The organism is Variovorax sp. YR752 (assembly GCF_943372545.1).
In genome coordinates, this window is record NZ_CALRZC010000027.1 from 1 (window position 1) to 16,251 (window position 16,251).

Consider the following 16,251-nt stretch of genomic DNA (forward strand, 5'->3'; position numbering starts at 1 on the left):
CGAACGATGTGCTGACGCGGCCCGGCATGTATGCCGTCATGCCGGGCCAGCAGGCCACTGCGCCCGTCAGCGGTGTGGAGGCTGGCAGCCGAATCTGGCTGGCCGGTGGCCCCGGCCTGGCGGCCGGCTGGTACACCTTGCTGCCTGCGCGCTACGCCCTGCTGCCCGGCGCCTTTGCCGTGCAGGCCACCGGCAAAGCCTGGGCGGGCGAGGCCGCGCCCGGCTTCGCCACGCGCGACGGCAGCATCATCATGCAAGGCAAGAACAGCAACGCCTACGGCCACAGCGAAGATGCGCAAGCCTCTGTCTGGCGCGTCATGTCCGGCAGCACCCTGCGCAAATACAGCGAATACAACGAAGCCTTCGCCAACGACTTCTTCTCATCGGACGCCTTCAAGCTCACGCAATACCGCTTGACGGGGCAGGACGTGGTGACCCCGCGCCTGTCGCGCGACGGCGGCGCTGTCGTGTTCGAAGCCACCACGCGCCTGACGCTGGACGGCACGCTGCTGTCGCAGGCCGACAAGGGCGGGCGCGGCGGCTTGGTCGACATCGCCGGCAAGAAGATCGCCATCGTCGGTGCCGGCCGGGACGCAGGTACGTTGCAGGCAGACGGCTACCTCACGATCGATGCCACCAGCCTCTCGAATTTCGGTGCCGGCAGCCTGCTGGTGGGCGGCACGCGCAAGGGAGACCTGTTGGGCACGCAACTCGACGTGACGGCCACTGACATCGTCGTGAGAAACGGCACCGGCTCCGAATTGTTCGCCCCGGAGATCATCCTGGCCGCCACCGACAAGGTCGCCGTGGACGCCGGCAGCCTCGTCAGCGCCAAGGGCACGGGCGCCAGCAGCAGCGGCAACCTGATCATGAAGCCGCAGCAGGCTGCGGTCTACGACAGCAAAGGCACACCCGACACCGCCGACGATGTTCTGGTGACGCCGGCCAAAGACTGGGGTGCGTTGATTCGCGTGGCCAATGGCGAGGCGATCAAGGTCGTCCGCCAGAACGTGGACACCACGCAAGGCGGTGTGGTCACCATCGGTGCCGGCGCAGTCCTGAACGGTGGAGAATCCCTGCTGATCGACGCCACGCGCACCACGGAGCTTGCGGCATCGGCGCAGATCTCAGGCGTTGACCTCTCGGTGGCCGCCGGCCGCATTGGCTTCGGCGGCGGCGGCAGCGGCATGGTGCTGGACAGCGCCGGTCTGGCCCAGTTGGCCCACTCAAAACACCTGACCCTGCGCAGCTACTCGAGCTTTGACTTCCACCAACCGGTCGATCTCGGTGCGGCGGGCCTGGCTTCATTGACCTTCGACGGCGCAGCCTTCACCGGTCATGGCGGCGACATCGTCATCAAGGGCGACACGATTGCACTGGAGAACAGCGGCGCCAACCTGGCCGCAACAGGCAACGGTACCGGCAGCTTCACGCTGGACGCCACCACCCTGGTCCTGGGGGCGGGCCAGAAGAACTTCGCCGGCTTCAATCGCATTGCCCTGGGTGGCCGTGATCAGATCGTCGGTACTGGCAAAGGCGGCATCGACACCGGCGCCATCGCGCTGACCTTGAACACCCCGCTGCTCACAGGCCGTGGCGGTGCCGCACAAAGCATCACCACCACCGGTGCATTGCAAGTCCTGGCAACAGCAGGGGGTGATTCAGCCCCACAAGATCTGCAGGACAGCCTCGGTTCACGCCTGAGCCTGTCCGGCGCCAGCATTGTGTTCGGCGGCCGCGCTGTTGCGCTTGGCGGCAGCGTCGACATGACGGCGACTGCCGGCAGCCTGACCTTGGGCGATGGCGCGCAGATCGATGTCGGCGGCTTTGCCAAACAGTTCTTCGACGTGGCCGCGTATGCCGATGCGGGAAGCATCAAGCTCTCGGCCGTGGGCGGCGACGTCCGGCTCGATAGCGGCAGCACTCTGAATCTTGCTGCTCACAAGGACGGCGGCAACGCCGGCGCCTTGAATGTCGCGGCCGCCAACGGCGGCACCGTCGTGCTGGACGGCACGATCAATGCACGAGCGGGCACGGGCGGCAAAGCCGGTGCCTTCTCGCTCGATATTGCCGAGCTGGCCGGCTTCGCCAGCTTCAGCCAACGTTTGAACGCTGCGGGCTTTAACCGCTCACGGCAGTTCCGCATCCGCCAGGGCGATATCACGCTGGACGGCACCACCACGGTGGAAGACTTCGGCCTGACCACCGACCAGGGCAGGATCACGATTGCCGGCACCGTCGATGCAAGGGCCGCTTACGGCGGCGCCATCCGCATCACCGGCGGCAATGGGGTGACGATGAATGCCGGCGCGCAGCTGTTGGCGGGCGCCACCGGTGAGCTTGGCAGCGGCCGCGTCACCCTTGAAGCGGCAGGCGGGCAACTGGACCTGCAGGGCGGCGCCATCAACGTGGCCGGCAACGAAGGCGGCAAGGTCAGGCTGCGTGCGCAGCAAAATGCCGCCCACAACGACCTCAACGCCACCGCCGTCAACGTCAGCATCGCCGGTGCGCGCTCGGCGGTGCTCGAAGGCGTTGCCACCTACAACAGCAGCACGGTCGACTCCGTCAAGGCCGCTGCAATTGCCGATGCCAACCAGTTCAGTGCTGCGGCGCCCGCTGTGGCGGCACGCCTGGGCACCCGCCTGGCCGTCATGCCCGGCATCACGATCGAAAGCGTCGGCGACCTGGCCATGAACAGCGACTGGAACCTGCGCAGCGACTTTGCCAACGCCAGGGAAGGCACGCTCACGCTGAGGGCTGGTGGCAACCTGGTCGTCAATGGTCACTTGAGTGACGGCTTTGACACCGCCGACCGCGCAAGCAAGCTGCAGGAAGGCGCTTCGTGGAACCTGCGCCTGGTCGCAGGCGCCGACCTGGACTCGGCCCACACGCTGGCGGTCAAGCCGCTGGCGGCGCAAACCGCGGGCAGCGGCAGCATCACCGTCGGCACGGCCGACACCAACCCGGACGCCGCCGTAGACAACGGCGCAGGCAAGCTGGTTCGCACCGGCACCGGTGACCTCGAGGCGCGTGCGGGCAGAGACCTGACGCTGGCGCACAAGGAGTCGGTGATCTACACGGCTGGACGCAAGGACATGACGGCCTGGAGCGACTTCACGACGGCCAATGCGGCCGCGATCTACGGCACTGACGGCGGCAACCTGGACATCAGTGCGCAGGGCAGCGTCGTGGCGCAGCCGGCCGGCCAGCGATTTACGGAGTGGTTGAACCGGCAGGGTGCCCTCAACCCGCAGGGCTACTTCGGTGAATACGAGAGTGGTGAGTACGGTACGCGGCCGGACGGCACCTGGGGCCCTCTGACGCTGCGCCCCGAGCAATCGAGCTGGTGGGTCAACCATGGCGCGTTCAAACAGGGTGTGGGCGCGCTGGGTGGCGGCAACGTGACGGTCAACGCCGGCGGTGACCTGGGCAACCTGGTGGTGGTGTTGCCGACGACCATGCGCATGCGCGGCGGCCGCTCGGCCACCGAAGCGATGGCGATGGAAGTGCGCAACGGCGGCACCCTGACGGTCGAGGCCGGCGGCGCGATACGCGGGGGGCAGTACTACGTGGCACGAGGCGCCGGCGATATCAAGGCCGGTGAAACGGCGGTCGGCAACACGGTATCGGTCATATGGAACGAAGGGGCCGTTGATAGCCGTACCTACACCTTTTCTGTGGCACCGGTATTGGCTTTGGGTGATGCCACCCTGAAGGTGCGCACGGCGGGCGACTTGCGCGTGCAGACGGTGGTGGACCCTCTCCTTGTCCGCTATGGTGACGACGGGAGCGGTGCAGGTGCTTTGCCGAAACTGGATTACGGCGCTTACATGAGCGGCTACACAGATCGCACGGCACTCAAGCTGGTGTCCACCGGCGGAAATATCACGTTTGTCAACCAGCCCGAATTCATATTCCACGACCTGTCCCTGCGCTTCGGCGACACGGGCCAGAACAACCTGATCGGCGCGGGTGGCAACCGCTTCCCGGCGCGCACAGCTGCTTTTGCCATGAACGGCAGCCTTGAAATACAAGGGCCTTTGTGGGTCATGCCAGCCGCGACGAACGATGTGCAATTCATTGCGCAAGGTGACATACGCTTTGCGACACAGAATCGCGAAGCTCTTTTTCAGTTGGGCAGTCGCGGGGACTTGGAAGCGCAGCTGGCCATGCCCCGTGCCACACCCGGCATGTTGCCTTCCGCGTTCTTGCCCAGCGCTGGAGCCACGGGTTCTGAGGCGATGGAAAGGTTGCTTGCCAACCAGATGGGGTCCCATGTCATCGCTACCTCGCTCAACAATCCGGATGTGTTGCCGTTGGCAGGCGACTTTGAACCGAGCCGCATGTATGCCGGACAGGGTTCCATCCTGGGGCTTGACCTGACGACCAATGAGCAAACCTGGGTGCGGGCCGGGACCGATATCCGCGGCGTGCGTGTCAATGCGCGAAATGTGCGTGCCAGCGACGTGACCTTGCTGGAGGCCGGCAACGATTTCCTGGCCATGGCGAACGTGCGTGCTGCAACGCTGAACATGCCCGAGGATACGGGCAGCATTGCGATACAAGGGCCCGGCACCCTGGTGCTGTCCGCCGGGCGTGACGTCTATGCCGACAACCTGAAGGTCCAGACCCTGGGCAACCAGCAATATGACCTGAACAACCGCCCCATGGCCGGGACGCAGATCAAGGGCCTGCCCGAGCAGGGTGCCTCGATCACGGTGATGGCGGGCATGAACGGCGCGGTGGGCTACGGCGCGTTCGCCAGCGCCTACCTTGACCCGTCGAGGGTGGCATCCATGCCTTCGTACCTTCAAAGCGCCGGCGCCGACGGCAGCGTGCTCCCGGCCTACCTGACCGATCGGGTCGAGACCCGCCCCGGCGGACAGGAAAAGACCGTGCGCCGCGGCCTCGTGTCGTACATGAAGGACATGACCGGCGAGACGCTGGCACCGCTCGACGCCTGGGCGCGTTTCCAGCAATTGCCTGCGCTCGCGCAGCAGCAGTTCCTGCGGCAGATCTACCTGATCGAACTGCGCGAAGCGGGGCGCGACCAGAACGAACCGGGCACCGGCGGACTGCCGCGCAACGGCGGCTACAACCGCGGCTACGCGGCCATCAAGACGCTGTTCCCGGGCGACGACTGGAAGGGCGACGTCGCGGCCAACAAGCTCATGCTGCGCACGATGGCCGGCGGCGACATCGACGTGCTCACGCCCGGCGGTGGCCTGCAGGTGGCGGCGCTGGGGGCCACGGTGCCGGCCGGCTATGGCCTGGTGACGCTGGCCTCGGGGCACATCGGCATCTTCGCGAAGGACGACGTCACGGTGAACCAGTCGCGCATCCTGTCCTTCGTGCCCGAGGTCACCCAGCAGGGCAGCGACCAGATCATCTGGGCCACCGACGGCGACATCGATGCGGGCCGCGGCTCCAAGACGCTGCGCGTGCCGTCGGCACCCGAGGTGGTCACCGACCTGGACGGCGTGACCGTGATTCGCGAGAAGTCGGACATGAGCGGCAGCGGCATCGGCACGGTGGGCGACGGCGACGTCGATCTGGTCGCGCCGCGCGGCACCGTGAACGCCGGCGATGCGGGCTTGCGTGTGGCGGGCAACCTGAACATCGCGGCGCTGCAGGTGCTCAACGCGGACAACATCCAGGTGAAGGGCGAGACCAAGGGCCTGCCGGTGATCGCGGCAGTGAACATCGGCGCGCTCACCAACGCGAGCGCTGCCGCTGCGCAGGCGACGGCCGCGGCGCAGGACGCGGTGCAGCGCGAGCGCACGGCTGCGCGGCAGGCGCTGTCGTCGGTCTTCACGGTGCGTGTGCTCGGCTTCGGCAACGAGCCTGCACAAGAAGGGCGCGACGCACCGTTGCCGCGCTCGGGGCTGCAGTCCGGGGCGCAGCTCGACTACGACCCGCAGAACCCCGTGCAGGTGGTGGGCATGGGCCGCAAGATCGACCCGAAGCACTGGGCCGGCCTGAGCAGCGACGAGCGTCGTCGCCTGCAGCAGGACCGCTAGGCGGGCAGGGGCGCATGTCATGGCATCCCATGTCCTTTGCGAAGCGGAAGCACCGGCGGGCGAGGAAGCGGCCAACGAGCCGCTGGACGAAGCGCAGCGCCGCCTCGCGCTGCAGGTTTTTCTGTGCGCCAACTACGACGGGCTGCGACGCCAGCTGACCCGCCATCTGGGCTGCGCCGACATGGCCAGCGAGTGCCTGCACGAGGCCTGGCTGCGGCTGGGCCATCTGGAGGTGCGCGCGCCGGTGCAGAACCCCAACGCCTACATCTATCGCGTGGCCTGCAACCTGGCGATGGATCGTTTGCGCGGCGAGAGGGCGTGGCGCTACGTGGACGACCCGCACACCGCGGTCGACGCGGCGATCGACCACGCGCCGGGGCCCGAGGACATGGCCGAAGTGCGCGCCGAGGTCGGGTCGGTCGACCGCGCGATGCAGGGCCTGCCGCGGCGTCACCGGGCGGTGCTCGAGGCCTTGCGCATCGAGGAGAAGACACGCCAGGAGGTGGCCTCCCATTACGGGCTGTCGCTGCGCACGGTGGACACCGTCCTGCGTCAGGCGCTGGACCATTGCGGCGCGATGACGGGGCGCGCGGTGCTGGCCGGCGTCGGCACACCCCGACGGGCCGTGGTGTCGCCCCGGCTGGCCGCCTGAGCGGCAAGTGGCACTTGCGGCACCGCGGTGCCGCTTGCCACGGCACGCGCAATGTCACGACACTGTGGGCTTGTTCGTCAAGACAGTTCAACCACAGGAGCGTTCTTCATGCAGGCCATGTTCCCAACAATGGAAACCGACGACGACACCCCGCCCGCGGCCACGGCCGAGCCGCGCAATTCCTACCTCGAGGAGAAAGCCTTCAAGTCGCGCACGCTGCTGATCTTCGGCAGCATCACCGACAGCGTGGCGGCCGATGTCACGCGCCGGCTGATCGCGCTCGATGCCGACAGCGGCGACAAGCCCATCGACATCCTAGTGAGTTCGCCGGGCGGGCACCTGGAGTCGGGCGACGCCATTCACGACGTGGTGCGCTTCATCAGCGCGCCGGTGCACATGATCGGCACCGGCTGGGTCGGCAGCGCGGCCACGCACCTGTTTCTTGCGGCGCCGCGCGAGCGCCGCGTGTGCCTGCCCAACACGCGCTTCCTGATCCACCAGCCCAGCGGCGGTGCGGGCGGGCAGGCGACCGACATCGCCATTCAAGCGCAGGAAATCCTCAAGGCCCGTCAGCGCATCGCGCACGAAATTGCGCGCGAAACCGGCAAACCCCTCGAGGTGGTGCTGGCCGACATTGAGCGCGACCGCTGGCTGTCGGCCACGGAGGCCGTCGAGTACGGGCTGGTCTCGCGCATCGTGCAGCGCAAGACCGAACTGCGACCGGCCTGATCAGGCCTTGGGCTTGTAGGCGACGACGTCGATCTCGACCTTCGCATCGACCATGAGGCGCGCCTCGGTGGTCGAGCGTGCCGGCTTGTTCTCACCGAAGTAGCTCATGTAGACGCGGTTGAAGGCACCAAAGTCGCGCGCGTCGTGCAGCCAGACGGTGCTCTTGCACACGTCGTCGAGCGTAGCGCCGGCCAGCGCGAGCACGGTCTTGAGGTTCTCCATCACCTGGCGCGTCTGCACCTCGATGCCGCCCGCCACGATTTCGCCCTGCGCGTTGGCGGGCACCTGGCCCGACACGTAGACGAAATCGCCCGCGCGCACAGCGGGGGAGAAGGGACGTGCCTGGCGGTCGGAGGCGATGGGCGGGGCGCCGAGGTATTCGAGGGGCATGGGAACTCCTGTGATGTGAGGGTTGAGTGGAGGCGGGTGAGGCCTCAGTATCCGTCTGATTTGAAAGACTTTTTCAGAATAACCCTTGATCAAGGGTTAACACGGATGATTTGGCACGAAGTCTGCTTCAAAGTCCGGGTCAGAAAGAAAATTTCTTTCATAAATCAGCCCGACCCCACGAAGGAGTTCTCCATGTCCCACGCCGGTCTTGTTGTCCAGCGCCTGCCCCGCCTGTCGAAGCGCAGCCTGCTGGGAGCTTCCCTGCTCGCGATGCTGTGTGCCGCACTGCCTCACCCGAGCGCTCAGGCCCAAGGCCCGCGCAACTTCGCCACGCTGGCGATGGTGGCCGAGCCGCAAACGCTCGACCCGATGGCCTCCACGGCCGACCTGGTCGGAACCATCATGCAGCACGTGTACGAGACGCTCTACACCTTCGACGCCAAGTGGAATGTGGTGCCGATGCTGGCCGAGACGATGCCGAAGATCTCGGCCGACGGCAAGACCTATGCGATCACGCTGCGCAAGGGCGTGGCGCTGCACAACGGACGCGAGCTCACCGCCGACGACGTGGTCGCCAGCCTGCAGCGCTGGATGGACCAGTCGCCGCGCGGCAAGGCCGTGGGCAAGGAAATCGAGAGCCTCAAGGCCAAGGGCCCGCTGGGCGTGGAGATCGTGCTGAAGGCGCCGTATGCGCCGCTGCTGTCGCAGCTCGCGCTGCCCAGCGGCATGGCGGCCATCATGGCCAAGGACTCGATCGCTTCGCCGCTGAAAGACTTCGTCGGCACCGGCCCCTACAAGTTCAAGGAGCGCCGCCCCGACCAGTTCGTGCTGCTCTCGCGCTTCGACAAGTACGCCGCACGCAAGGAGCCCGCGAGCGGCTACGGTGGCAAGCGCGAAGCGGCCATCGAAGAGCTGCGCTTCGTGCCCGTGCCCAACGCCAGCACGCGCGTGGAAGGTGCACTGGCCGGCCAGTACGACTTTGCCGACCTGCTGCCGGTGGAAGCCCTGCCGCGCCTGGAGAAGGCCGGCGGCAAGACGCTGCCGATCCTGACGCCGTCGTTCGGCTTCCCCTACCTCGTGCTCAACACCAAGGAAGGCGTGGCAGCGAGCCAGCCGGTGCGCCAGGCGATCCAGACCGCGCTGGGCCAGGGCGAGATGCTCGCGGCCGGCTTCGGCGACACGCGCTTCTTCGTGGCCGAGGCCAACCACTTCCCCAAGGGCTCGCCGTTCTACTCGACGGCCGGCGCCGACCAGTACAACCAGCGCAACGCCACCAAGGCGAAGGATGCTGCGGCCAAGGCCGGCTACAAGGGCGAGCCGATCCGCGTGCTTACCAGCCGTCAGTACGACTTCCACTACAACATGTCGCTCCTGATGGCCGAGCAGCTCAAGCGCGCCGGCTTCAAGGTCGACCTCAACGTGGTCGACTGGGCCACGCTGGTGCAGCGCCGCAACGACCCGAAGCTGTGGGACATCTACGTGACCCACTCCGGCCAGTTCCCCGAGCCCATGCTCTCGCCGCCGCAACTGGGCGACGGCGCGCCCGGCTGGTGGGATTCGCCCACCAAGAAGGCCGCGCTCAGCGCCTTCAACACCGAAAGCGACCCGGCCAAGCGCGGTGCGTTGTGGGGCAAGGTGCAGCAGGTGGTGTACGACGAGGTGCCGTACATCAACGTCGGCAAGTTCAACGGCCTCTCGGCCAAGAGCCCGGCGCTGGACAACTACCAGCCCGCGACCTGGCCGTTCTTCTGGAACGCGAAGATCAAGTAAGGCTGGAAGGACACCCGCCATGCCATCGCGTCGCCAACTTCTGCAAGCCAGCGCACTGGCCTCCGGCCTCGGAGCCTTGGGCCTCACCGCCTCTACTGTCCAGGCCGCCACCTCGTCCGGCCCGGTCTACGCCTATGTCGGCACCTACAGCGACGGCGGCAAGCCGTGGCGCGGTGGGCGCGGCCTCGGCGTGCACCAGTTCGTGGTCGACGGCGCGACCGGTGTGCTCAAGCCCATCCCCGGTGCACCACCGGCCGTGGCGAGCGCGGGCAGCGATGCCAAGCTGCGCAACCCTGCCTCGCTCGCGCGCCACCCGACGCTGCCGATGCTCTACGCGGCCAACGAGTTCGAGGCCGGCTCCGTCTCGGCCTTCCGCATCGGCGCGAACGGCGCGCTGTCGTTCGTGGCCGAGATGCCCTGCGGCGGCAAGGACCCGGCGTACGTCAGCGTGCACCCCGACGGCCGCTTCGTGTTCACCGCCAACTACGCCAGCGGCGATGTCAGCGTGATCGCACTGCGCGCCGACGGCACGTTCGACACCGACCGCGCCCCCGTCGTCTACAAGGACGTGGCTGCGTGCGGCGCCGCCACGCCCTGCAAGCCCGGCGCCGACGTCGTGCCGCTCATCGCACGCGTGCATGAGGGCTTTGCCACCAGCGACCACGACGGCCCGCACGCGCACATGGTGCAGGCCGACCCGGCCGGCAACTTCGTGCTCGTGGCCGACCTGGGGCTCGACCGCGTCATCTCGTACCGCTTCGATCGCGCCACCGGCGCGCTGAGCCAGCCGAGCACGGTGGCCGTGTCCGAGAGCTCGGGCGCGCGCCACTTCGCCTTCCATCCGAACGGCAAGTGGGTCTACCTCGTCAACGAAGAGGCCTCGACCATCGCCTTCCTGCGCTACGACGGCGCTACCGGCGTGCTCACGCTCGTGAGCGAAACCTCGGCGCTGCCCGCCGGCTTCAAGGGCACCAGCTACGCCTCGGGCATCCGCATGCTGCCGGGCGGCACGCACTTCGTGTCGCTCAACCGGCTGCACGATTCGATCTCGATCTTCAAGGTCGATGCCCGCACCGGCGCGCCCACGCTCGTGCGCGAAGAGTGGACGCGCGGCAACTACCCGCGCAGCTGCACGCTCGAGCCGAGCGGGCGCTTTCTCTACGTGTGCCACAACAAGCAGGGCGACAACGTGACCATCTTCCGCGTGAAGAAGAACGGCGACGTGCAGTTCACCGGCCAGTACGTGGCCGTCGGCAGCGCCGCCGCCATCGAGTTCTCGTCATGATCAAGAGCGGATCGCTTCGCTACATCGCTTCCCGCGCGGGCGGCATGCTCATCGTGCTGGCCCTCGTCGCCGTGCTGGTCTTCGTGCTCACCCGCGCCGCCTCGGGCGACCCCATCTCCGTGCTGTTGGGCGACCAGGCCACCGCTGCCGACATCGCCCGCGTGCAGAAGGACTACGGCCTCGATAAACCCCTGCCCGTGCAGTTCGGCTACTGGCTGCGCGAAGTGCTGCAGGGCAACCTGGGCACCTCGATCTTTTTGCAGCGCCCGGTCACGCAGGCGCTGTGGGAGCGCGCCGAGCCGACCACCTTGCTGGCGCTTCTGGCGGTGGCCATCGCGGCACTCATCGGCGTGCCCTGCGGCATCGTCTCGGCCGTGTTCCGTGGCCGTGTGGTCGACCAGTTCTTCACCGGCATCGCGATGCTGGGCGCCAGCATTCCGAGCTTCTGGATGGGCATCGTGCTGATCCAGATCTTCGCGGTGTCGTTCGGATGGTTCCCGGTCTCGGGCTACGGCGCGCCCGATGCGCCGTTCATGGAGCGGCTGCATGCGCTGGTGCTGCCGGCCACCGTGCTGGGCCTGTTGAACTCCGCGCTCATCATCCGCTTCACGCGCGCCTCGATGCTCGACGTGCTCGGTGAAGACTATGTGCGAACGGCCCGCTCCAAGGGCCTGAGCGAGAGCACGGTGGTGCTCAAGCACGCGCTGCGCAACGCCCTGGTGCCCATCGTCACCGTGATCGGCCTGACGGTCGCACTCATGATCGGCGGCGCCGTCATCACCGAGACCGTGTTCGGCCTGCCGGGCGTGGGCAATTTGGTGGTCAACGCCGTGCTGCGGCGCGACTACCCCGTCATCCAGGGCGCGCTGCTTGTGATTGCCGCGATCTATGTGCTCATCAATTTCTCGATCGACCTGCTGTACGCCGTCGTCGATCCGCGCGTGAAGGTCTGAACGATGCGCATGCCTCGAATGCTCCGCCAGCTGATGCACCGCCGCATCGTGATGGTCTCCGCCCTGGTGCTGCTGGTGATTGCCGTGCTCGCTGTCGGTGCGCCGCTGTTTGCGTCGGCCGACCCCAACGACACGGCAGTGTTGCAGCGCCTGAAGGCGCCCAGCGCCGAACACCTGCTCGGAACCGACGAACTCGGGCGTGACATGTACGCGCGCATCGTGCATGGCGCACGCTACTCGCTGGCCATTGCGGCGCTCACCGCCTTGGGCTCGGTCATCGCCGGCACGGTGCTTGGTTTGATGGCCGGGTTCTTCCGCCGCCTGGACACGCCGCTGATGCGCGTGGTCGACGCCATGATGTCCTTCCCCGACATCCTGTTGGCCATCGCGCTGGTGGCCATCCTCGGGCCGTCGCTGATGAACACCGTGCTCGCGCTGGTGCTGGTCTACACACCCCGAGTAGCGCGGGTGGTGCGGGCCTCGACCTTGGTGGTGCGCGAGCTGCTGTTTGTCGAAGCCGTGCGGGCTCTGGGCGTGCGCACCTCGCGCATCCTGTGGCGCCACATCCTGCCGAACCTGATGTCGCCGATCCTGGTGCAGGTGTCGTTCATCTTTGCGTACGCGATCCTGGCCGAAGCGGGCCTGTCGTTCCTGGGCGTCGGCGTGCCGCCCGAGATCCCCACCTGGGGCACCATGGTCGCGGGCAGCCAGCAGTACGCGCACCAGGCCTTCTGGGTCGTGCTGTTCCCGGGCCTGGCGATCATCTTCACCGCGCTGTCGCTGCAACTGCTCGGTGATGGTGTGCGCGACCTGCTCGATCCGAAGCTCAAGAAGACCTCGTGATGACGAACGCCACGAACACCCCACGTCTCACGGTCACCAACCTGAGCACCAGCTTTCCCACCGAAGACGGATTGATCCGTTCGGTGGCCGATGTGAGCTTCTCCATCCAACCCGGCAAGACCACCGCACTGGTGGGCGAATCGGGCTCGGGCAAGTCGGTCACCAGCCTCACGCTGATGCGCCTGCTGCCCAAGACCGCGAACGCACAGGTCAGCGGATCGGCTTCTTTCGTCACGCGCGAAGGCAAGACGCTCGACCTGCTGCAGATCGGCGAACGCGAGATGCGCTCGCTGCGCGGCAACCAGCTGTCGATGATCTTCCAGGAGCCGATGACCAGCCTGAACCCGGTGTTCACCATCGGCGAGCAGATTGCCGAGAGCGTGCGCCTGCACAAGGGGCTCGACCGCAAGGCGGCCTTGGCCCATGCGCTGCGCATGCTGGAGCTGGTCGAGATCCCCGCCGCGGCGCAACGCATCCACGAGTACCCACACCAGCTCTCGGGCGGCATGCGCCAGCGCGTGATGATTGCGCTCGCGATGGCCTGCGACCCGACGCTGCTGATCGCCGACGAGCCCACCACGGCGCTGGACGTGACCATCCAGGCGCAGATCCTCGAACTCATGCGCCGGCTTCAGGCCGAGACGGGCATGAGCATCCTGTTCATCACGCACAACCTGGGCGTGGTGGCGCACCATGCGGACGACGTGGTGGTCCTGTACTCGGGCCGCGTGGTCGAGCGTGCGCCGGTGCGGCCTCTGTTCGCGCAGCCCGAGCACCCGTACACGCAGGGCCTGCTGGCCTGCCTGCCGGGAAAGGCGCGGGTTCCTGGGCAACCGAAACCCAAGCGCTTGTTCGCCATTCGCGGGCAGGTGTCCAGCCCGCTCGCCCCGCCGCCCGGCTGCGCCTTCGAGCCGCGCTGCGACCAGGCACTGCCCGAATGCCGCAACGCCATGCCGCCGCTGATCGACATCCGCCAGGACCGCCAGGCGCGCTGCGTGCGCGTGCAGCCGGACCAGCCTTTGGTGAGAGTCGCATGAGAAGCGCACCGCCTGGCGTGTTGCTCCTTCCCCTTCCGGGGGAAGGCGGGGATGGGGGCAAGCGGCGTTCGTTCGGCGCAGTGCTTCATCCAGTGCCGTCGTGCCCCCACCCCAACCCTCCCCCGGAAGGGGAGGGAGCTAAGACCACAAGCCCACGATGACTATCGCCGTCCCCCTCATTGAAGTCCGAGGACTCAAGAAATACTTCGGCAGCAGCGACCGCCCCGTGCGCGCAGTCGACGACGTCTCGTTTGCCATCCACCCCGGCGAGACCCTCGGCCTGGTCGGCGAATCGGGCTCGGGCAAGAGCACCATCGGGCGAACCGTGCTGCGGCTGGTCGAGCGCACCGAAGGCCAGGTGCTCTACCGGGGCGACGACATCGGCGGCCTTTCGGGCGAGCGCATGCGCAAGCTGCGCAGCAAGCTGCAGATCATCTTCCAGGACCCGTACGCGAGCCTGAACCCGAAGATGCGCATCAGCGCGATCCTGGGCGAGGCGCTGTCCACGCACGGGCTGCACAAGGGCGCCGCGGCACGTGACAAGCGCATCGCCGAGCTGCTCGAAACGGTGGGCCTGCGCCCCGAGCATGCGAGCCGCTTCCCGCACGAGTTCTCGGGCGGGCAGCGCCAGCGCATCGGTGTGGCACGCGCGCTGGCTGTGGAGCCCGAGTTCATCGTGGCCGACGAGCCGCTGTCGGCGCTGGATGTGTCCATCCAGTCGCAGGTCATCAACCTGCTGGCCGACCTGCGCGAGCGCCTGGGCCTGACCATGCTCTTCATCTCGCACGACCTGGATGTGGTCGAGTACCTGTGCGACCGCGTGGTGGTGCTGTACCTGGGCAAGGTGATGGAGGTGGCGACCACCGACGAGCTGTTCGCGCGCCCCTCGCATCCCTACACGCAGGCGCTGCTGGCTGCGAGCCCGAAGCCCGACCCCGAGATGGCGACCGAGCGCATCGCATTGAAGGGAGACATTCCCAGCCCGATCTCGCCGCCCTCGGGCTGCGTGTTCCGCACGCGTTGCCCGCACGCCATCGAGGCTTGCGCGCAGACCGTGCCCAGCCTGGATGAGATTTCCCCCGCACACTACAGCGCCTGCATCCGCAAAGAACTGCTCTCCAACATCGCCGTTGCACGACCATGACCGACACCGCTTCTGCTACCCAAGACTTCATCGACCCGCTGCTGAGCGACCGTTTCAAGGGCTACCCGCGCACCCAGCCGCCGCGCCGGCGCAGTGAGGTTGGCGCCGCCGGCTGGAACGTGCTGGCCGGCGACCTGCCGCTGCCGCTGGCCGTGCTCAAGCGCGAGGCGCTGGAGCACAACCTCGCGTGGATGCAGGCGCGCGTGCGCGAATGGGGCATCGACCTGGCGCCGCACGGCAAGACCACCATGTCGCCGCAGCTGTTCCAGCGCCAGCTCGACGCCGGTGCCTGGGGCCTGACCTTCGCCACCGTCACGCAGCTGGCCGTGGGCGTCGCCGCCGGTGCGCGCCGCACGCTGATTGCCAACCAGGTGGTGAGCGACGAAGACCTGGCGGGCATCCAGCTGCTGCTGGCCGACCATGCCGACCTGCGCGTCGTGTTCCTGGTCGATTCGATCGCGCAGCTGGCGCTCATCGAAGACTGGTCCAAGCGCAACCCCGCGAGCGTGCCTTTCGAGGTGATGTTGGAAATCGGCGTGCAGGGCGCACGCACCGGCTGCCGCACGCACGACGAAGCCATTGCGCTCGCCACGCGGGTGCGCGCGAGCGACGCGGCCAAGCTCGTGGGCATCGAGACCTACGAAGGGCAGGGCGCCACGGGAGAGAGCGAGCCCGACACGGCCTACGCCACCACGCTGATGGACCGCGTCGAGGCCGTCGCCCGCCACTGCGACACGCAGCAACTGTTCGAGACCGACGAAGTGCTGGTCTCGGCCGGCGGCTCGGCCATCTTCGACCTCGTGGCCGGGCGCCTCAAGCCCGCGCTGGGTTCGCCGGTGCGCGGCCTGCTGCGCTCGGGCTGCTACGTCACGCACGACCATGGCTTCTACAAGCGCATGGTGAGCGTGGTCGACAAGCGCCTGGGTTGCGAATGCGGCGAGGGCCTGACACCGGCGATGGAAGTCTGGGCCAACGTGCAATCGCGGCCCGAGCCGGGCCTGGCGATCCTCTCGGTCGGCAAGCGCGACATCTCCTTCGACCTCTCGCTGCCCGTGCCGATCGCACGTGCGGCGCGTGGCGCGTTGCAGCCCCAGGGCGTGCCCGCCGGCTGGAAGATCACCGCGCTGAACGACCAGCATGCCTACCTGCGCTGGGACGAGAGCGAGGAAGCCGATGCACCCCAGGTCGGCGACCGCGTGGGCCTGGGCATCTCGCACCCCTGCACCACCTTCGACAAATGGCACTGGATGCCCGTGGTCGAGAACGACTACCGCGTGAGCGACGCCGTCGCCATGCATTTCTGAACATGAGCTCGCCCCCAGTCTTCGCGCACTTCGTGTCGCTTCGCCAACCCCCTACCGGGGGCAACACCTGCGGCCCGGCAAAGCCGGTTCCGCGGTGTTCCACGAAAAAGCGGCAGCGCACTCT

The 16,251-nt window shown here is 67.5% G+C and carries 11 protein-coding genes; 10 read left to right on the plus strand and 1 reads right to left on the minus strand.

Going from position 1 to position 16,251, the window contains the following annotated elements; translation table 11 throughout:
• Positions 1-26: 26 nt before the first annotated feature.
• From AAG801_RS09070 to AAG801_RS09080, 3 genes are all read left to right on the plus strand, one after another.
• Positions 27-6,020, plus strand: a complete 5,994-nt coding sequence (locus tag AAG801_RS09070; RefSeq protein ID WP_341888108.1) for a filamentous hemagglutinin family protein — start codon at positions 27-29, stop codon at positions 6,018-6,020.
• 19 nt (positions 6,021-6,039) lie between these two features.
• Positions 6,040-6,672, plus strand: a complete 633-nt coding sequence (locus tag AAG801_RS09075) for a sigma-70 family RNA polymerase sigma factor (RefSeq protein WP_341888109.1) — start codon at positions 6,040-6,042, stop codon at positions 6,670-6,672.
• 129 nt (positions 6,673-6,801) lie between these two features.
• A complete protein-coding gene (locus tag AAG801_RS09080) occupies positions 6,802-7,401 on the plus strand; it encodes an ATP-dependent Clp protease proteolytic subunit (RefSeq protein ID WP_099795352.1) in 600 nt (199 codons plus the stop codon).
• Here the strand turns inward: AAG801_RS09080 and AAG801_RS09085 are convergent, their stop codons facing one another.
• Positions 7,402-7,791: a RidA family protein gene (locus tag AAG801_RS09085; protein WP_062473709.1), complete on the minus strand. Its 390-nt coding sequence runs from the start codon at positions 7,789-7,791 to the stop codon at positions 7,402-7,404. It abuts the gene before it with no gap.
• Positions 7,792-7,983: 192 nt separating this feature from the next.
• Between AAG801_RS09085 and AAG801_RS09090 the strand changes: the two genes are divergently transcribed.
• The 7 genes from AAG801_RS09090 to AAG801_RS09120 all read left to right on the plus strand — a co-directional run bounded on the left by AAG801_RS09090 (position 7,984) and on the right by AAG801_RS09120 (position 16,127).
• On the plus strand, positions 7,984-9,561 hold the full coding sequence (locus tag AAG801_RS09090) for an ABC transporter substrate-binding protein (RefSeq protein WP_341888110.1): 1,578 nt from the start codon (positions 7,984-7,986) through the stop codon (positions 9,559-9,561).
• Positions 9,562-9,580: 19 nt separating this feature from the next.
• Positions 9,581-10,846 (plus strand): lactonase family protein, encoded by a 1,266-nt coding sequence (locus AAG801_RS09095; RefSeq protein WP_341888111.1) that lies wholly within the window; start codon positions 9,581-9,583, stop codon positions 10,844-10,846.
• A complete protein-coding gene (locus AAG801_RS09100; RefSeq protein WP_341888112.1) occupies positions 10,843-11,799 on the plus strand; it encodes an ABC transporter permease in 957 nt (318 codons plus the stop codon). Before AAG801_RS09095 ends, AAG801_RS09100 begins: the two co-directional genes overlap by 4 nt.
• A gap of 3 nt (positions 11,800-11,802) precedes the next feature.
• Entirely contained in the window at positions 11,803-12,642 is an 840-nt protein-coding gene (locus tag AAG801_RS09105; RefSeq protein WP_101488680.1) for an ABC transporter permease, read from the plus strand.
• Entirely contained in the window at positions 12,642-13,679 is a 1,038-nt protein-coding gene (locus AAG801_RS09110) for an ABC transporter ATP-binding protein (RefSeq protein WP_341888113.1), read from the plus strand. Before AAG801_RS09105 ends, AAG801_RS09110 begins: the two co-directional genes overlap by 1 nt.
• Before the next feature lie 157 nt (positions 13,680-13,836).
• Entirely contained in the window at positions 13,837-14,823 is a 987-nt protein-coding gene (locus AAG801_RS09115; RefSeq protein ID WP_341888114.1) for an ABC transporter ATP-binding protein, read from the plus strand.
• Positions 14,820-16,127 carry an amino acid deaminase gene (locus AAG801_RS09120; protein WP_341888115.1) on the plus strand — a complete coding sequence of 436 codons (1,308 nt, stop codon included), beginning with the start codon at positions 14,820-14,822 and terminating at the stop codon, positions 16,125-16,127. Before AAG801_RS09115 ends, AAG801_RS09120 begins: the two co-directional genes overlap by 4 nt.
• Positions 16,128-16,251: the final 124 nt, after the last annotated feature.